At 56.2% G+C, this 17,563-nt stretch carries 18 protein-coding genes; 8 read left to right on the top strand and 10 right to left on the bottom strand.

Translation table 11 applies throughout. The features are described from left to right. Nucleotides 1–29 precede the first annotated feature (29 nt). The 5 genes from GC165_13935 to GC165_13955 form a co-directional block, all read right to left on the bottom strand. A complete protein-coding gene (locus GC165_13935) occupies nt 30–968 on the bottom strand; it encodes a prepilin-type N-terminal cleavage/methylation domain-containing protein (protein ID MBI1333968.1) in 939 nt (312 codons plus the stop codon). Beyond that, a complete protein-coding gene (locus GC165_13940) occupies nt 965–3,100 on the bottom strand; it encodes an alpha-glycosidase (GenBank protein MBI1333969.1) in 2,136 nt (711 codons plus the stop codon). The genes GC165_13935 and GC165_13940 overlap by 4 nt, the downstream gene beginning before the upstream one ends. Continuing rightward, nucleotides 3,097–4,143, bottom strand: coding sequence for a LacI family DNA-binding transcriptional regulator (locus GC165_13945; protein MBI1333970.1), 1,047 nt, complete (start codon nt 4,141–4,143; stop codon nt 3,097–3,099). Before GC165_13945 ends, GC165_13940 begins: the two co-directional genes overlap by 4 nt. A 125-nt stretch (nt 4,144–4,268) precedes the next feature. Beyond that, the gene (locus GC165_13950) at nt 4,269–4,679 is read right to left on the bottom strand and encodes a response regulator (GenBank protein ID MBI1333971.1); all 411 of its coding nucleotides are present in this window, start codon (nt 4,677–4,679) and stop codon (nt 4,269–4,271) included. Nucleotides 4,680–4,755: 76 nt separating this feature from the next. Beyond that, nucleotides 4,756–5,148: a response regulator gene (locus GC165_13955; GenBank protein MBI1333972.1), complete on the bottom strand. Its 393-nt coding sequence runs from the start codon at nt 5,146–5,148 to the stop codon at nt 4,756–4,758. Nucleotides 5,149–5,266: 118 nt separating this feature from the next. Here GC165_13955 and GC165_13960 point away from each other — a divergent pair, with 118 nt between their 5' ends. The 7 genes from GC165_13960 (at nt 5,267) to GC165_13990 (ending at nt 11,924) form a co-directional block, all read left to right on the top strand. Beyond that, on the top strand, nt 5,267–5,986 hold the full coding sequence (locus GC165_13960) for a hypothetical protein (GenBank protein ID MBI1333973.1): 720 nt from the start codon (nt 5,267–5,269) through the stop codon (nt 5,984–5,986). Further along, nucleotides 5,973–7,202: an insulinase family protein gene (locus tag GC165_13965; protein ID MBI1333974.1), complete on the top strand. Its 1,230-nt coding sequence runs from the start codon at nt 5,973–5,975 to the stop codon at nt 7,200–7,202. The genes GC165_13960 and GC165_13965 overlap by 14 nt, the downstream gene beginning before the upstream one ends. Before the next feature lie 5 nt (nt 7,203–7,207). Further along, nucleotides 7,208–8,806 (top strand): GAF domain-containing protein, encoded by a 1,599-nt coding sequence (locus tag GC165_13970; protein MBI1333975.1) that lies wholly within the window; start codon nt 7,208–7,210, stop codon nt 8,804–8,806. 22 nt (nt 8,807–8,828) lie between these two features. Further along, nucleotides 8,829–9,869 carry a hypothetical protein gene (locus tag GC165_13975; protein ID MBI1333976.1) on the top strand — a complete coding sequence of 347 codons (1,041 nt, stop codon included), beginning with the start codon at nt 8,829–8,831 and terminating at the stop codon, nt 9,867–9,869. 36 nt (nt 9,870–9,905) lie between these two features. Further along, the gene (locus GC165_13980; GenBank protein ID MBI1333977.1) at nt 9,906–10,655 is read left to right on the top strand and encodes a hypothetical protein; all 750 of its coding nucleotides are present in this window, start codon (nt 9,906–9,908) and stop codon (nt 10,653–10,655) included. Between the two features lie 19 nt (nt 10,656–10,674). Next, nucleotides 10,675–11,268 (top strand): hypothetical protein, encoded by a 594-nt coding sequence (locus GC165_13985; GenBank protein MBI1333978.1) that lies wholly within the window; start codon nt 10,675–10,677, stop codon nt 11,266–11,268. 77 nt (nt 11,269–11,345) lie between these two features. Continuing rightward, complete coding sequence (locus GC165_13990) at nt 11,346–11,924, top strand: hypothetical protein (protein ID MBI1333979.1); 579 nt, start codon at nt 11,346–11,348, stop codon at nt 11,922–11,924. Nucleotides 11,925–12,056: 132 nt separating this feature from the next. Here the strand turns inward: GC165_13990 and GC165_13995 are convergent, their stop codons facing one another. The 3 genes from GC165_13995 to GC165_14005 form a co-directional block, all read right to left on the bottom strand. Continuing rightward, on the bottom strand, nt 12,057–12,662 hold the full coding sequence (locus GC165_13995) for an HAD-IA family hydrolase (GenBank protein MBI1333980.1): 606 nt from the start codon (nt 12,660–12,662) through the stop codon (nt 12,057–12,059). Between the two features lie 240 nt (nt 12,663–12,902). Further along, nucleotides 12,903–13,760, bottom strand: a complete 858-nt coding sequence (locus tag GC165_14000) for an ABC transporter substrate-binding protein (GenBank protein MBI1333981.1) — start codon at nt 13,758–13,760, stop codon at nt 12,903–12,905. An 86-nt stretch (nt 13,761–13,846) separates the two neighbouring features. Next, nucleotides 13,847–14,365 (bottom strand): hypothetical protein, encoded by a 519-nt coding sequence (locus GC165_14005; GenBank protein ID MBI1333982.1) that lies wholly within the window; start codon nt 14,363–14,365, stop codon nt 13,847–13,849. A gap of 74 nt (nt 14,366–14,439) precedes the next feature. Here GC165_14005 and GC165_14010 point away from each other — a divergent pair, with 74 nt between their 5' ends. After that, nucleotides 14,440–15,201: a hypothetical protein gene (locus GC165_14010; GenBank protein MBI1333983.1), complete on the top strand. Its 762-nt coding sequence runs from the start codon at nt 14,440–14,442 to the stop codon at nt 15,199–15,201. On the opposite strand, the gene GC165_14015 is transcribed toward GC165_14010, so the two are convergent. Both GC165_14015 and GC165_14020 read right to left on the bottom strand, forming a co-directional pair. Further along, entirely contained in the window at nt 15,198–16,361 is a 1,164-nt protein-coding gene (locus GC165_14015; protein MBI1333984.1) for a hypothetical protein, read from the bottom strand. The two genes, GC165_14010 and GC165_14015, sit on opposite strands and share 4 nt — an antisense overlap. Continuing rightward, nucleotides 16,358–17,473 carry a hypothetical protein gene (locus GC165_14020; protein ID MBI1333985.1) on the bottom strand — a complete coding sequence of 372 codons (1,116 nt, stop codon included), beginning with the start codon at nt 17,471–17,473 and terminating at the stop codon, nt 16,358–16,360. Before GC165_14020 ends, GC165_14015 begins: the two co-directional genes overlap by 4 nt. Between the last annotated feature and the right edge of the window lie 90 nt (nt 17,474–17,563).

Below are 17,563 nucleotides of genomic sequence, written 5' to 3' on the forward strand. Positions count from 1 at the left end.
CCACTCATGCGGACCGGACATCGATGTTCTTACTGGTTGTTGGCGTTAGCCAGACTGGTGCCCCAGAAGACCCAAAGGGTTCCTGCGTCGCTTGCCGGCGAGACGTACTGCTCGTTATTGCAGTTCGCGCACTTCCAAGCATCGTTCTGCTCGGTCAGGCCGTTCGGGTGAAGAGCGCCCCACTTCAGGTTCTTGACGTGGCTGTCGAAGAACATCGCGTTCGAGCTCTCAGGATACATACCCTTGTAGTTCTGTCCCCAAACCGTCGGGCCAAGCGTGTCGCCGAACTCCCAGTTCTTGTGGGTCGGACCGTCGATCAGCATGATCGCCTTGGCAACGCTCGTGAACGTCGCGCTAGCCGGGCCGATGCCGTTAAGGCCGTCGCCACCACCAGGACCCGAGGTCATGTTTGCGCCGGGGTGCGAGTAGCCACCCGTACCGCCGCCGGTCGGACAGCCGCCGCCCTTATAGCCCCACATATCCGGGTTCAGCATGTAGTCGGTCTCTGGATAGATGTCCTTCCATCGCTGATAGGAGCTTTGGTAGGTCAAACCAGTTCCGTAGATGCTGTTACCGATAGCAACGCACGGATCGTTCGGCGCTTTGGCGTAGGATTGACCCCAAAGAACGATCTGCTCATCGAACAGAGCGTGCTGGATGGATCCTTCGGTGTACGGGCTGGACGGGTTCTTCCAAATCTGTCGGTTCTTGGTGTACGGCTGAAGCTTGGCGGCAAAAATGTAGGTTTCGGTTTCAGCGTTGTAGACGGGAACGTCCGGCAGTAGGTCGTCATTGTCACCCGTGTAAATGTAGGTGGCGGTACCAATCTGCTTCAGGTTGGAAATGTCGGATGCCTTCTTAGCGGCAACCTTCGCCTGGGCGAAGACCGGGAAGAGGATCGCGGCGAGAATCGCGATGATCGCGATAACGACGAGTAGTTCGATGAGCGTGAAAGCTCGATTTTTCATGATTTTGTTTGGCTCCTAGTATTAAGATTCGCTCGGCGTTGAACCGAATCCCGCTTGGCCGAAGGCCCATGCGAGAGCGATGTATTGCTAAATGAACGGCTGACCAAAATCGCGAAGGATTTCGGCTTCACCTTAATTTCGATTGGTCGGGCGGGTGCCTTGTAGGCTGTCCCCGTGAATGCGTCGAAAAGCCCCTTCTTCGCCAGTTTTTGCACTGACGGTGGGACGTTGATTGAAATCGTTTGCGCCTGATCGGAGCGGTTGAAGGCAACCACGGCCGCATCCTTCTCACCGACGCGGGCGAAAGCGCCGGTTTGGCCACTAGTTTCGATGAACTCGGCATCGCCGGTCGAAAAGGCATTGGTCGTCTTGCGAACCTGGATCAGCTTCTTATAGAAGCGGAGCATATCGTTGTCCTGGGTCGCGCTCTTCCAATCCATGCCGTACCGGTTGTCGGGGTCCTTGCCGCCTTCCATGCCAAGTTCGTCCCCGTAATAGATCGACGGCTCGCCGATCCACGTAAACTGGATCGCCGCGCCGAGCTTCGCCAGGTCCCGGTCGCCGCCGCACTCGGTGAGAAAGCGCGGCGTGTCGTGCGAGCCGAGTAGGTTCATCATGTTGCGGCTCACTTGAGGCGGATAGCTCTTGTGAACGCGCATCAGCGATGCGGCGAACTGGGCGGCGTCCTCGGAGCCCTTCGCCACGAAGCGAATCGCCGCATCGCGGAACTGGTAGTTCATGACGGAATCAAATTGGTCGCCTTGAAGCCAAGGATTGCCGTCACCCCAAATCTCTCCCACGATCCATTCAGTCGGGTTGAGCGATTTCACGTATGGCCGCATCACCCGCCAGAAGTTCATGTCGACTTCGTTGGCAACGTCTAGGCGCATGCCTCGGATGCCGACGTCCTGAATCCAGTACTTGCAGACGCTTAGCAGGTAGTCGCGAGTGGCGGGGTTAACGGTGTTCAGCTTCGGCATCGAGGGGAAGCCGTACCACGCCTCGTAATTGGGATTCTCGCCCACCTTGATCGGGAACGACTTAGGGAAATACCAATTCTTGTAGGGGCTGTTCGCGCCATTCTTGACGAGGTCCTGGAACATCTTGGTTCCCGGTGAAGTGTGGTTGAAGGCGAAGTCGAGAATCGTCGAAATGCCGTTTCGCTTCAGGTCGCTCGTGAGCTTCTTGAACTCGGCATTCGTTCCGAACTGAGGATCGACCACCATATAGTCGTCGGCCTCGTAGCGGTGGTTTGAAGGCGACTTGAAGATCGGGTTAAAGTAGATAGCGGTAATGCCAAGGTCCTTCAGGTATCCCATCCGCTTTTCGACGCCGGCAACATCACCACCGAAGCGGTTGTACCAAGTCGGCTTCGCATCCCAGGGCATCACATCCTTGGGGTCATTGGACCGGTCACCATTTTCAAATCGATCCGGAAAGATTTGATAGATGACCGACCCCTCAACCCACACAGGCACTTCGAATGGTCTGTAAGTCTTTGCCACCACGCGGATGGGCTTTGAGGGAAAGACCTCGTTCGCCTTTCCGTCATTGCAGACGAAAGAAATCGAGAGGTCTTTTTTACGATTCCACGGAAAGTCGGCTCGGTGGTACTCGTAAACGTCATCGGCGTGGTCGATTGTGGTGGCAATCCGCTTGTTGTTAATCTCGGCGGTCACCGTCTTGATGTCGCCGAGTCTAGTGCGCAACAGGACCGAGGCGGTTTCGCCATCGACATTAAAGTAAGGAAGGCTGGCGCTGGTTGCGAGGGCGGAGCTCGCGATCATGCCATCGCCCCGCTTAGCCGGATTCGAGAAGTCGGGCGGCACGATCATGAGCAGCGAATTGATATTGCCGTTGCCGTCGTCTTCGTTCTTGGCCGCCTTAGGGTCGGTCAGCCATTCCTCGCCGTCCCGCACGAACTTATAGTAGTACCGACCGTACTTGAGGTCAAGGTCCACTGACCAGGTTCGGCCGTCTGCTTCCGCTTTCATCGGAGTCGCATCTTTGTTCCAGCTATTAAAAGTCCCCGCCAACGAGACTGACTTTGCAGGCTTATCCGAAACCAAGACGAAGTGATGGCGCACCGTGCCTAGCGCTTGAGCCAGCAGAAGAACGCCGAGGGTCGTCATAGCATCACCTCACTCTTCTTGGAGCTATTGCGGATGCTGAGACTACTGGGCACCAGGATTCGGCGCGGGCCGCTGGTCGCGCGGTTGTCGATGATGTCGAGAAGTTGGCTAACCGAGAGACGAACGATCTCGGGAATGTTCAAATTGACGCTGGTCAGTCCGCCGTTAACAACTTCGCAGAGGCTGGAATCGTTGAACGACGCGATTCCCAAGTCTCGGGGGACCGACAGCTTGAATTCGCGGGAAGCCGCCGATACCCCGAGCGCCATAAAGTCGTCGAGCACGACAATCGCATCGGGCCGATTCGCCATCGAAAGGATTTCCCGTGCCGTCTCTCGGGCCGCCTCGCTTCCGAAATCGGAATGGAAAATGAGGTGCTCGTCCTGAGCCCCCCGTAGCGCGCGCTGGTAACCCGCGATGCGGTCATCGCTCACCGTGATTCCCGTTTTCGCGCCGAGAAAAGCGATGCGATGATAGCCCTGTTCGATCAAATGCCGAGTCAATTGCTCGGAGGCGTGCACATTGTCGTTATCGACTGAATGAACCTCGGCGGCATGGAGCGGATTGCCGATAAGCACAAAAGGAAACTTGTCACGTTGCAGCTTGAGGATTCGGTCATCCGAAGCCTCCGATTCGACCAGAATCAGGCCGTCCACGCGGCGAGATCGAAGCATTTCGTCATAGAGCGAAAGGTGCTTTTCGTTATCGACGGCGCTATCGACGCACAGGTGAAATTCGGTCTCGGCCAACTGCTCGACGATCGAGGCAATGAGGTTGGCGTAGAACGGGTCGTTCATGATGCCGCCCTGGGGCCGCTTGATGACCAAACCGATCATGCCGGTGCGGCGATTGCGGAGCGACTGGGCGCGAACATCGGGCTGATAGTTCTGTTCGCGAATGACCTTGGAGACTCGGTCGCGGATGTCGGATTCGACACGATCATCGCCGGAGAGCACACGCGACACCGTCGCCTGCGAAACATTTGCCAACCGCGCAATATCTCGTTGTGTAACCCTCATTGGCTCCAACTCTTCCCAGTTCATCCTGAGAATTCGTATTCTTGAAGGTCATATTAACACAAGAATTCGTATTCTTAAGCGGAATTCTTCAAAAAACAAAAAAAAATCCCAAGCGATTCGCTTGGGATTTCCTTGTTGGGTTTGCTGGCTTAGAGTTCGATTCGCTTGCTCTTGCCACCGTCGGTACCATCGTTGCCGTCGAGAATTCGCTTCACGAACGAAACGAGCTCCATCGGGTTGAACGGCTTGGTGAGGTACATATCCGCACCATAGTGGTAGCCTTCGAAAACGTCTTTGTCCTGTGCCTTCGCGGTCAACATGATGACCGGGAGCGCTTCCGTCTCTGGCTCTCGGCGCAGAGACTTCAAAACTTCGAAACCATCCATGTAAGGCATCATAACGTCGAGAACGCACATGTCAGGCTTCTCGGCCTTGACCTTCTCCAAGCCTTCTTTTCCATCGAACGCGGTGACGACTGTGTAGCCGTTTCGCTCAAGGTTGACTTGAATTAATCTGACAATATGGCGCTCATCGTCGCAGACCAGAATCTTCTTTGGCATGCAGTTCTCCTAGATATCTCCCTCTAGGTTTGCATCGTACCACAACTGACCTGCTGTGTACATGTCTAATGCCAACTTAGAAAGAATACTGAGAAATTAACTCAGCACAAGTTTTAATATCGTCCGGGCCAAAGGGTTTCGTTAGGTACATATCGGCTCCGTAGCTGTAGGCTTTGTGTACGTCCTCGTCCTCAGTCTTAACCGAAAGCATGATGACGGGCATCCTCTCCTTGGTCTGATCGTTGCGGATCGTCCTCAGGACTTCCAGGCCGTCGACGTAGGGCATCATGACGTCGAGAATGCAGCCAAAGATCTTTTGCGTGGCGAGGATGCTGAGCGCTTCCCTACCGTCGTTGGCGGTGACAACTTCGAACCCAAGGTTCTGGAATTGGATGGCAGTCAGGCGCAGCAGAAACGGCTCGTCGTCGGCGACGAGAATCCGTTTTCTGGTTCGGCTTGCCTGCTCCATATTAGACGATTAGACGACGTTGACGCCAATAGGTTCGCATCTCGCGTGTAGGTATCCTATTAGGGTGAAACTTTGCCGTTTTGAACTTAAATCTGATCCTGGGGTCGTGCGGTCGGGAATGGTTTATTCGGGAAAGATCTACGAAACCGATGGAGCCGAGGCGATCGGCGTCCATGAGGCGGCCGATGTCCGGCCCCTCGCTCCGGTCCCAACGCCGCCCAGCATCCGCATTTTTCGGTCCGATCTCGGCGAGGACGAACTCGGCTTTTATTACGTTAATCCCGGTGCCGTCATTGGCCCCAGCCAGATCGTCAACCTGCCCGACATTGAGTCAGAATTTGTGGTCCGTTCCTACCTTGCTGCAACCATCGGGGGCGGCGGCTACCAAGTCAACGACGAGGAAGCCGAAGCCGTACTCCTTGGCCTTACGCTCGTGAATATCGTCACTGCGAAAACGATCGAGGATAGCGAACGTAGGAATGGATTCGGGATCGGACGATCCCACGATTTCGGCATCGCGGTTGGCCCGGTTCTGACCACGCCAGACGACCTCGACGATGTAATGGTGATGACGAAGAATGGCATTCTTTACAAGCTGGAATGTTCGATCAAGGTGAATCAGGTTGAGCGGGCCAGCGCCCACTTCGAGGAGTTCGCGATCTCTATGATCGATGCCGTCCAATTCGCCTCCCAGACCGGCACCCTTCGCCCCGGCGACATCTTCTGCGTCGGTCCCATTTTCGATGACGAAGACTGTAAGGTCTCGGCTAACGACGAATTTCAGTTCACGATGGAGCGCCTTGGCACGCTCGCCCTAAAAATCAATGAGCAATCTTAAGAAAATCACCCTTTCCAACGGGGTCCGGATTCTGGTAGAGCCGGTTCCCTACGTTCGCAGCGCGGCCATCGGGCTCTGGTGCAAAACGGGCAGTCGCCACGAACTTGATAGCGAGGCGGGAATCACCCACCTAATCGAGCACATGCTGTTCAAAGGCACCGATCGCCGGACGGCTAAGCAGATTGCGGAGTCGATCGAGGGCCGGGGCGGGGTTCTTAACGCATTTACGGATAAAGAATCGACCTGCTACTACTGCCGCGTACTCTCGGACGATGTTGCAAACGGCATCGACGTCCTGACTGACATGATGCTCCACTCCAAGTTCGACCCCAAGGACCTGGAAACGGAGGAAGGCGTTGTCTGCGAAGAGATCAAGCGGAGCGAGGACGAGCCTTCCGACCACGTGCACGAACTGCACCTGAGCTACCGATGGGGCGACCACCAGCTTGGCAAGCCGATCATCGGCACCGAAGAGTCGGTCCAGTCGTTCCGGCGCGATCACATCCTCAGCTATATGGACCGCCAATACCGGGCCGAGAACGTGCTTCTCTCGGTGGCTGGCAATGTCGACGTTGATGAAATCAAGAAGGTAGCAGAACAGGTTTTGGGCAAACTGCCGTCGGGCTTTGCCGACCAACAGCCAGCAAGGCCGAGTGGAATAGCCAGTATGAACGAGGTCGCAAAGGACACTCAGCAAGTTCATTTCTGCATCGGCACGGACGGAATTTCGATTTACGATGAGCAGTTGATCCCAGTCATGAGCATCCTCGATTCCGCCCTGGGCGGAAGCATGTCCAGCCGATTGTTCCAAGAAGTCCGCGAGAAGCGGGGCCTGGTCTACAGCATCGGCAGCTACACCCTGACCTACGGGTCGGGCGGCGCGTATACGGTGTACGGCGGTACGAGCGAGGATAATTGGGAGGAGGTCAAGCAGATCGTGAGGACCGAGTTCGATAAGGTTATGAGTGATGGCTTGGAGGCCGAGGAACTGGAGCGCGTCAAGCGAAGCCTCGCCGGAAACCTGGTGCTCGCGCTGGAAGGCATGAGCAGTCGAATGATGCGGATGAGCCGAAGCGAACTGAATTATCAGCGCGAGATCACAGTCGAAGAGTCGCTGGAGCGCCTGAACAAGGTGACCAACGATCAGGTGCGCGAACTCGCCAACCGGATTCTTTCGCCAGACCTCGTCAGCACCACGGCGATCGGACCTTTCTAGAGTTTATGACGGACCTCGAGCACAGACAACTTTTGCAGATCGTGGCCGGGGCTCGCGGCGAGGACGACATGCTGGACGATCTGGCCGAGTTCGCCGCGCGGGTGGTTAAGGCCGACTCGTGCGACATTTTGTTCCGCGACGCACAAGACGGCTTGGTCCTCCGGGCGAGTTCGATTGTGCCCGAGTTGGTGAACCGTCTTAAGTTGGGCCGAGGCGTCGGACTTTCGGGCGAGGCGCTCGTCGCCAGCGAGGCCAAATACGTATCCAACAAAGCGTTTGCCCACTCCAGCTACGCCAAGTATCCGGGCCTATCGGAAAAGGAATCGTGCGCGGTGGCGGCGATCCCGATGCGGCATGTGGACGGCAGTACCTTCGGCGTCATGATCTTCCGTCGCCGGACGCCTTGGCGCTTTTCAGCTAAGGAAAAGGAAAAGCTCAACGATGTGGCCCAACTGATGGCGCTCGGCTACAAGTCGTACCGCGCCGGGTACCAGATCGGTACGCAATCGAACCGCCTTGGCGCACTGAGTGAGGTGTCGAAAACAATCTCGACGTCGCCGTATATCGATGAGGTTCTTCAGCTTTTGGTCAACCTGACCGCCCAGCAGTTCAACTACCGAGTCTGCACGGTCCGTCTCCTCGACGAGGAGCGGCAGGAGTTGGTTCTGCGCGCCACGCAGGCCACGGCTAAGGCCTACCAGCGTAAGCGGGGCATCAAGCTGGGCGAGTCGATCGCCGGGCGGACGCTCGAAGAAAACCGGCCCGTCATCGTGCGGGACGTGCAGGTGGACTCTGATTATATTGGCCACGATCTCGCCGTCGAGCAAGGTCTGCGGAGCATGATCTGCATTCCGCTCACGATTCAGGACAAGCCGGTGGGCGTGCTTTCGTGTTACACGGGCGAGGTTCGCGACTTCACCTCCGACGAAATTTCAGCCCTGGAGACGCTGGCCCAGCAGGCCGCGCTCGCTATCGAGCACGCCAAGCTTCAGGTGCGCGACACTCTGATGCAGGAGGTCCACCACCGAGTGAAAAACAACCTCCAACAGGTGGCGGCGCTTTTGCGGCTTCAGCTCAAAACCGCCAGCTATAAGACGCTGGAAGAGGCGCTCAACGATGTTCTCACCCGGATTCTGGCCATCTCGGCCGTGCACGACCTGCTCAGCCGAGACGACCTGGACCACGTCGGAATTCGGTCCATCGCCGAGTCGCTGGTTCACCACCAGCAAAGCTCGCTGATCTTGCCCAACAAGAACGTATCGTTCTTGGTTCGGGGCGACGATTTCCGCCTGAACATGAACCAGGCCACGCAGGTCGCCCTGCTGATGAACGAGTTGATTTCGAACGCGGTCGAGCATGGCTTCGATACGACCAACGACGGCGAAATCCATATCACGGTCGAGACTCAGGAGAACACCGTTTGCCTGTGGGTCTCCAACAACGGCGACCAACTGCCGCCGGACTTCGACCCGACTAAGACGAATAGCCTTGGCCTGCAGATTGTGGAGAACCTTGCGCGGGCGATGAACGGGACGTTCAAGATCAGCGACGTGCTGGGCTGGACCGTCAGCGAAGTGAAGTTTCCGAAAGTCACCGGCGAGTAGGAATCCGTCGTACAATCTCGAGATGGGGCAACTTAACCATAGGCCCACACGACTGCTACCACTGTTGATATTTGTCGGGCTCGCTGGAATTACCCTTTGCTGGGGTGGCATGTGGATTTTGCCGATGATCGGGTTTGGCGGCAAAAGCGCCGACCACAATGCAGTCACTTTCAACGTCGACCCGACCGGTAAAAGCATTATCTTTTCGTCTGCAGACGAACACCTCTATCTGCTCGATCTTGGCACGAGCGTTGTCAGTGCCATCACTACTCCTTCCGGGTCTGCGGTAGACGCCTCGTTTTCGCCGGACGGCGACTCCATTGTTTACGCGACACCCAACCAATCGAATGGCTTTGATTTGGAGACGTTAAATCTAAAATCTCGGGCAGTCAAGCACCTCACTACCGGAACTTCAACCTCCGATTCGCAACCCTGTTTCTCGCCCGACGGCAGATCCGTAGCTTTTGTAAGGGCACATCGGTACCGAGCCTATAGCATGGGCGGAATGGTTTGGGATGACTACGATATCTACCTCCTCGATCTTGAGTCTGGAACTGCCAAGCGCCTGACTGATGAAAAGTACTATGCGGCTGGGTCGCCTTCTTTCTCTGATCACGGCAAAAGCATCACCTACTCATGCAGTAGGCACGACTTGAATGTTGGCACAGGTATCAATAAAATCTCCATTTCGTCGGGATCACGTCCCATCACGGTCATGCCGGGCACACAAGATGGCTACCGGGGGGGAGCTTTTGCCTCGGAGGCCCAAATCTCGCCAGATGATTCGAAAATGACGTTCATCTCCGATCGAGCTAAACCCTACGAATACGACGTTTATATTGCTGACACTGACGGTAGTAACCCTCATCGATTGGAGTTGACCAAGGTTTCATCCTATAATCAGTCGCCTCGGTTCTCGGCGGATGGACAAGCAGTCTACGTGCTAGCGGGAATGAATCAGGTCAGCCTCTATTGGATAGATTTTGACGGTCATACCAGAGAGGTTGCCGACAGCGAAATGTTTAGTTCTCCAGAAAAATGGAAGGGGCCATCCAGTCCCTAACGTGGTTATGAACAAGTTTGGGTTATGCTTCCAAATGTGACGACGCTTCTCGCCGCCTTCGTACTTGTCCAGGCTCCAACCGTTCTGACGCGGGTTCATTCGCACAACGACTATGCCCAGAAGCGCCCGCTGGATGAAGCCCTGGACAACGGATTTAGCAGTGTCGAGGTCGACGTCTTTCCGGTCAACGGCAAGTTGCTGGTCGGGCACAACGAGAAGGACATCCGCGACGACCGAACCATCGAATCGATGTACCTGGACAAGCTGTCGGCCCGAGCCAAAGCGAACTCGGGGGCGATCTATCCAGGCTCGAAAGCTACCTTTTGGGTTCTGGTCGATGTAAAGACCAAAGGGCTGGAGGCGTACAACGACTTCAAAGCCACGCTGGACCGTTACCCCTCGCTGAAGCCCGCAACCTCCGCCATACGGTTTGTGATCAGTGGAGATCGCGCGATCGACGCCATCGCCGCCGATAAAGGCGCCTACGCAGGCATCGATGGCCGATTCGACGACATGGGGAAAGGCTATTCCTTCGCCCAAATGCCCTGGATCAGCGGCGACTGGCTAGATTCGTTCAAATGGTTTGGACGGGGAGACTTCCCTACCGATCAGAAGGCGAAACTCGATTCGCTCGTCTCATCGGTCCATCAAGAGCATCGCCTCATCCGCTTTTGGGGCACACCCGACAACACGCTGGCTTGGGACGTTGAATGGAAGGCCAAGGTCGACTTTCTCAACACCGACCACTTGGCGCAGTTGGCGCGGTGGATATCGAAGCAACCTTAGTGAGGGGTAAAACGAACCGGTGGAGGAAATCACCCTCACTCAGTCCAAGCGGTACCACCTTTGGTCGTTAGTTGCCCTGGTGGGATTGTTCGTCCTTTTCATCGTCTTGCAGTACGGATTCCTGTCGAGTACGCGCCATGCCAATCAACTTTTCAGCTTGTTTCGCTGGCCAATTATCGGTGCCTGCCTATTCGGAGGGGTTGTGGCGCTTCGGTCTATCGTGTCTTCGGCCCCAGGATTAACTCTTGGTCGCGAGGGCATCACCGTTTGGCGCTGGCCCTATAAGCCGATGCGGGCGCAATGGAAGGACATCGATCGAATCCAGTACATGAGCGAAGTGGATTACCGATCGCCCCTTGGCATTCGTTCGCCAGTCATGAAAATCCTGATGCCTAACAGCGTGACGATCTACGTTCGGGATGCGGCAAAGTCGCAAAATTGGGCCATCAGCATGAACCGTGGAAATGGGTTGGGCGACCTCATCATCTCAGGCGGGATGCTGGGAATGCAGAAAGAGGAGATCGTGACTCTGATCGAGAAGTACTGGCACACGGCGGTTCCTCCGACGCAGGTCTCGAACTACCCGCGCACACCGACTGACGGAAGATGGTGACCTTGCGAAACGAGCTCGCTAGGTAAATTCTAAAAGCTATCGAAGGTCGAATAGTTCTTGAAAAGCGTAAGTCACGAGTGGTCCTCATGGCCATCGTCATGTTGGGCTACTCCGTCGTTGCCTTTGGGTCATTCGATTTTGAGGCCAGTCGGTTCGATCGCCTGACGGCTCGGCCCGGCGTGGCAAAAGGGGCAGATATTTTCGCGACTGCCACGACGTTCTCCATCCTCTTCTGTTCTTTGGTCGGACTGGTTCTAGCCATCCTCGCCCTCCGTTACCTCTTCGACCCACGCCCGGGGATGATCATTGATAACGAAGGCTTTACGTTCTGGAAATTCAACCTCATCTATACTCGCATCCCTTGGTCGAATATTCAGTCGATCGAATATGGTCAGGACGTCATCACGAGGACCATCTTGCGTCCGTTTTCCGTGGATATGTTCAAGACGGTCTCCATCTGCTACAAAGTGGAACCCCAGAAGTTCAGTTTGTTCAGACGACTAAATCGATTGGCTGGGATCGGTGACCAGATCATTGATTATCGATTCTTACAAACGACGTCGCTGGAATTGGCCAATAGGATGAAAGAGCGCCTCGAAGCGGCGACTGCCTGTGAGTCCGGTCCATTTCGCCCCTATCCTCGTGATTTCCTATGATCTCTGTTGGGCTGGGCTGAGCAGAAGTCCGTAGTTGGTCAGGATTCCCCTCATCCGGTTCGCAAAACTCACCGACTTCTCCATCCGGAGAAGTCGGTAAGGACGAAGTCCGAACCGGATGAGGCGTATCGGCTAAACAAGAAAGTGATAGGCGAACATGCCAGCAGACCGGGCACCTTCTACATTTTGGTGCCGATCATCGATAAAGAGTGTTGCGCTGGTTATGGTTCCCAGTTCGCCGCAGGCCACAATGTAAACCGCCGGATCAGGCTTACGGAACCCGAACTGAGCCGAGCAGAAGATGTTGTCGCCGAAGATATCGCGCAGTTCGGGAAACAGGAAGTCGATCTCCTCCACGAGCAATAAGCCGTTGTTGGTGAGGATTCCGATTTTGTGCGTGTCTTTCAATCCAGCGGCAAACGCCAGCATCTCGGGGATCGGGGTCATCCCCGACTTTCGGTATTCGCACCATTGCCGTCGCGAGATCGGATAGCCGATCCTTTGGCCAAATTCGACCAAATACTCCTCGGCCGTGAACTCCCCGGCGTCGGTTCGATCCTCGAACCCAGAGCCCCAGATCGCGTAGGCGATATCATCGTGGGGCATCCCACTTAGGCCGTGCAGGTATTGGATTCGCTTGGTGTCGTCGAGGTGACAGAGCACGTCGTCCATGTCGAAGAGGACGGCTTCGCACGCCGAGCAAATATCTTTCAGTTGGATGAGGTGCGGATCAATCAATGTTTGGTCCCTTTGTTATCAGCTATCCCCGAGTTCGTTCCTCTCTTCGCCAGGGTGAGTGTCTACATCTTCCCCCTCATCCGGAGAAGCGTCTCGTCTTTTCGAATTCAATCGATTCCTTACTCAAACTGCCAAAGTCACCTCTTGACACCGTCGTCGAACAACCTCGTTCATAACCGCAAACCCAAAGATGCTTCTCCGAATGGAGAAGCCGGTGAGGTACGAATCGGATGAGGCGAATCAGTCAACCACTTCGACTTCGACCGGCGGCACCAGACCAATCCGTGCACCTTCGCTCAACAGCAACTTGATCGCTTGCACGCCTTCGTCGCCCATGTCTCGCGTGCGCTCATTCACGTACATACCGACAAAGGTGTCGCTCGTCTCGGTATCCATTCCGCGGGCAAACTGCAACGCGTAGTCCAACGCGTAACCACGATCGCCCAGACCGGCATCGATGGACTCGCGCATACATCGGCTGACCTCGACGACCGCATCCGGCCCAAGGTCCTTGCGGACCACATTCACGCCCAGCGGAAGCGGCAAACCGGTCTTCTTCTTCCACCAAACGCCCATATCGGCGATCAGATAGAGGCCATCTCGCGAGTAGGTGAGCTGGCCTTCGTGGATGATGAGGCCGACTTTGTACTTCCCTTCCTGAATCGCGGGAATGATCTCGTCAAAGGGTACGACCTCGAACTTGAGGTTTGCGTTGGAACCAAACTTGTCTTCGAAAAAGAGGTTGAGTTGGAGGAAAGCGGACGTGAGCTTGCCCGGCACGGCAATGACGATCTCTTCGAGGCTTTCGACCGAAGTTGGCTCGGACGCCACCAGCATCGGCCCGTAGCTGTCGCCAAACGAACCGCCATGGCGGAGGAGTGCGTACTTGTCGGCGACGTAAGCAAAGGCATGAACTGAGATGGCGGTGCTCTCCAGGCGTCCTTCCATCGCCCATTCGTTCAGGGTCTGAATGTCCCGCAGGATGTGTTCGAATTTGTACTTGCTCTTGACCGCGCCCGAGGCGAGCCCCCAAAACATAAAAGCGTCGTCGGAATCGGGAGAATGCCCGATGCGGATCGTGTCGGTTGCCGTACTCACACCTTATTTTACGCTTTCGGCGGCCCCAGAATCGGCCTTCAACGAATAAAGTTTCAGCTTTCCTTGAAATCTATGAAACGCCGAACCTAGTGACCTGCCTCAAGAAAGACGACCGTATCATCGATGGCTTTCTTGTTGGTTCCGTCCTTCATGTCGGCCCCGGCCGATTTGAGGGCAGGTGCCAAGGATTTGAGGCGGCCATTTCGCGCAATCTGACAATAGTCCTGGATGAGGTTGCTCCGCTCAACCGAGATCGATTGCTTGAGGACCTCCTCCAACTTTGGACGTTCGGTTGCGTCGATATCCTTGTCCCACTTAGCGCCAACCAGGTAAGTCAGAATGAGATTCTTCTTGTGGATATCGCCTTTTGCGTCGGTGAGCCAGGGCTTGATCCACTCCTCCCGGCGGCTGGGATACTTGGTCCACAAATTGAGCGTCACCACTTCGAGCGTGCCAAAGTCCGGGTCTTTTCCCGCGTCCAGACCCCTAAACTGACTATTCAGTTCCTCGAACGAGGCAACCGGCGGAGTCGAGGAAGCAGGTGGATTCGATCCACACCCCCCGATCATCAAAGCCGACAACAGAACGGCCAAATAGACTCGCATCGCTCCGGCTCCAGTATAGCCACGCTTTGGCGCGAAAGTGCCAAAGCAACCGGCTCGGCCCTGTAAAATACACCGTGCCTCGAAGAAAGCCGACGCTGAGCCCAAGCCGCATCACCACGTACCTTGCGTGCCCGATGAAATACCTTTGGACGTACGTCGATTCGCGGGGCAAGTGGTACCTCAAGGCAAAGAGCTACTACTCGTTCGGGAGCACCCTCCACAAAGTCCTTGAGCGATTCCACGATTCGGGAGACACCGGCGTCACCACCGTCGGCGACGCCCTCAAAGTGTACGAAGAATCGTGGATCGACGCCGGATACGCCAGCCCCGAGGAGATGCAGGAGGCTTATGGCGAGGGTCGCGAGATCGTCGCGAACGTCATCGAAGAGGAACTGAAGCGCGACCCAGGAGTGAAGACAGTAGCGGTCGAAAAGTTTCTTCGGGCGGATTTGGGACCGTTCGTCCTGATCGGCCGCGTCGATCGCATTGACCAGCATCCCGACGGCACGCTTGAGATCGTCGACTACAAATCGGGGCGTTGGACAGTGACCAATGAAGACGTCGAAAGCGACCTGGCAATGGCCTGCTACCAGTACCTCGTCCGCAAGAACTTTCCGGGCGTGCCGGTCAAGGCGACCATCCATGCTCTGCGGTCAAGAACCACCGGCTCCGCTTCCCTTTCGTCGGCCGACCTCGCCATTTTCGAAAACGACATTCGTGTCCTCGGCGAGCAGATTTTGGCCACGACCATCGACGATGTTGCGCCGAGCGTTAAGCCTCTATGCGACGGTTGCGACTTCCTTCCGCTTTGCTCAAAGGACCCACGCTACGCTTAAAAAACGTGCACGTCTGACTGGTCCACGAGTTGGAGAAGTAGCTTCTTTAGGTCCTCCAGCTTCGCCGTCTGCATTTGGCCGTAAAGCGAATCCGCGCTCCACACAAACCCAAACTTGCTAAGCCAATAGTGCCGTAGATAAAGCTGATCGTTGGGGTCGTTTGTCACCGCGCTTCCGATGCCCAGAATGAGCGGCATGGTCGGAATGCTGTTCTTGAGATACCCTTTGCCGAGCCCGATTGCGTGGTCCAAGTCTGCCTGCGTAAGTGCGGCGCAACTGGCACGAATCTTCTCTCTCAGCTTGGCGATCGTTTCCGGTTTTACGCCCTGGTCGTCGGTCGCAAACGCCATACGGAATCGCCATCCCTCGTCGGTGGGCAGCAAAAAGGATTCCTGGCGGTAGCTAAGGCCCATCTCCTCTCTTGCGATTTGCCAAAGAATCGACTCCTTGCCGACGCCCAGTGCGTTGGCGGCCAGGAAGTAGAGCGGCATATTGTCGCGAGTCAGCTTGATGGGCTTGCTATCAAAAATGAGGAGCGGAACTGGGTTGCCGAGGTCGATTTGCTTGGGCGGATACTTCAACGGAAGGGCGGTCTCGAGCGGCGGATTCCAGCCTCGCCAAGTCGTCGTCCATTTCTCAGTCGGATCATTGGCGGTGAAGTTTCCCCCCACCGCCACCGAAATGTTCTTCGGGCGCATGATGCCTTGCCAAATTTGGAGAATGTCCGGCTGGTTCAGGCCGACCTCCATGGTCGAAAAGCCATTGTACGCCGGTTGCCAGGGGTCCTTTACGCTGGACTTTTTCGCCTTGATTGTGTCTTCCAAGAACGAAGGTTTGGTCATCACACTTCGAAGCAGGCTAAGGCCCGTCCCTAAATCCTTGGGTTCGACGGTGAGGCCGATCCTTAGGTGGTCGGCGGCCTGATAGAGCCGGAACCGGGTACCGGTCTTCAGCACACGCAGGACGTCGCGACTTCCATATTCCTGAGTGCGCTGGACCGCCAGCGTCAGCGCCTGGCCCATCAGGTACCGCTGAGCCGGATTCAGCGCCGGCAGTGTCACGATCGCCTCGATGGATACCGAATCCTGCGTGGACGCAGGATATTCGTGAATCTCAGGCATTGAGCTGACCTGGAGCGCAAATATGAGAGCCGGGATCACTTTGCCACCCCCTTGATGAGGTTCCAATTCTGCTTGAAGTCATCGAACGAGGCATAGACGATGTTCTCCGCGATCTTCGACGGCCTCAAGGAGGGCGAAATGGAGAGCAAGGTGCCATTCAGTTCGGCCGTACCTTCGGGAGTCGAAAGCTTCGAGTCCAGCCAGGCAAGGGCGTTCAGGCGTCCGAGGATGAAGATGATGGCGGGGTCCTCGCCGTCGGCAACTGTCTTGATCGACTCGTACGGGTCGTAGCTCCCAACGATGGCCAAGCCGTACCGATCGCTCGGTGTGTAGGTTAGATAGGGCCGATTGAGCCGACCGGCGAGACCGAATGCGGCTACCAATGCGTTCGCACTAGACTTCGTCGTGATCGGTGGGATCGGAACAGCGACGACGTTACCATCGCCGTAGCTGCCGTCGATCGGCCGACTGGGCAACGGAGACTGCGTCGAGGAATAGAGTCCGCTGAGCACCTCCTTCGCTGAGGCGGTAAAAGTGTCCTTATCCAGCGGACCGCAGGCCGAGATCACGACGTTACTCGCCCGGGTCATCTTGTGCCAGATGGCCTGCAGGTCTTCTGGCTTGGCGGTCAGAACAGAATCCTTACTCCCCAGAGGGTCGATCCCTCCGGCGCCATATACATCCTTCCAAGCAGTAATCGATTCCTTTTCGGAGGAGGTCAAGAGGTCGAGTTCATGGGAGATGGCCACGGTTTCTCGCTTGATCGCGGCTTCGGTCGCACCGCAGTCATTGAGGATTCCTTCCATGCCTTTGAAGGCAAGGTTCAGCTTTTCGGGCGGCACCCGCCACTCGAAACGCATCCAGTCCCGGCTCGTGCTGGCCAGGATATATCCACCTGCTGTCTCGACTTCAAAGTCCTGGCCCTTCACGGCTCGCGCGGCGATATGCTCGATCAAGTGGCGATAGCCGTAGGTGCTGGGCTGGTCCAACGTGTCGCGATTGTTGAGGATCAGTTGAACCGAAACATAGGGGGCGTCGCGCTTCTCACAATAGACCACCGAGCCGTTCGCGAGGAGCGTTTTGAGCTGGTCGGCCTCGCGGTAGTGCGGTTGCTGGAGGGCGGCGGCCAGCGAGATGAAAACGGAAAGCATTGCTGAAGGGGGCCGCGGAAGACCGGCCACCCTAGATTGTAACGCGTATCAGCGGCGAAATTGAATTTGCTGAGCGCGGATATCCAAGAA

This window comes from Armatimonadota bacterium, assembly GCA_016125185.1.
Lineage (GTDB): Bacteria > Armatimonadota > Fimbriimonadia > Fimbriimonadales > Fimbriimonadaceae > Fimbriimonas.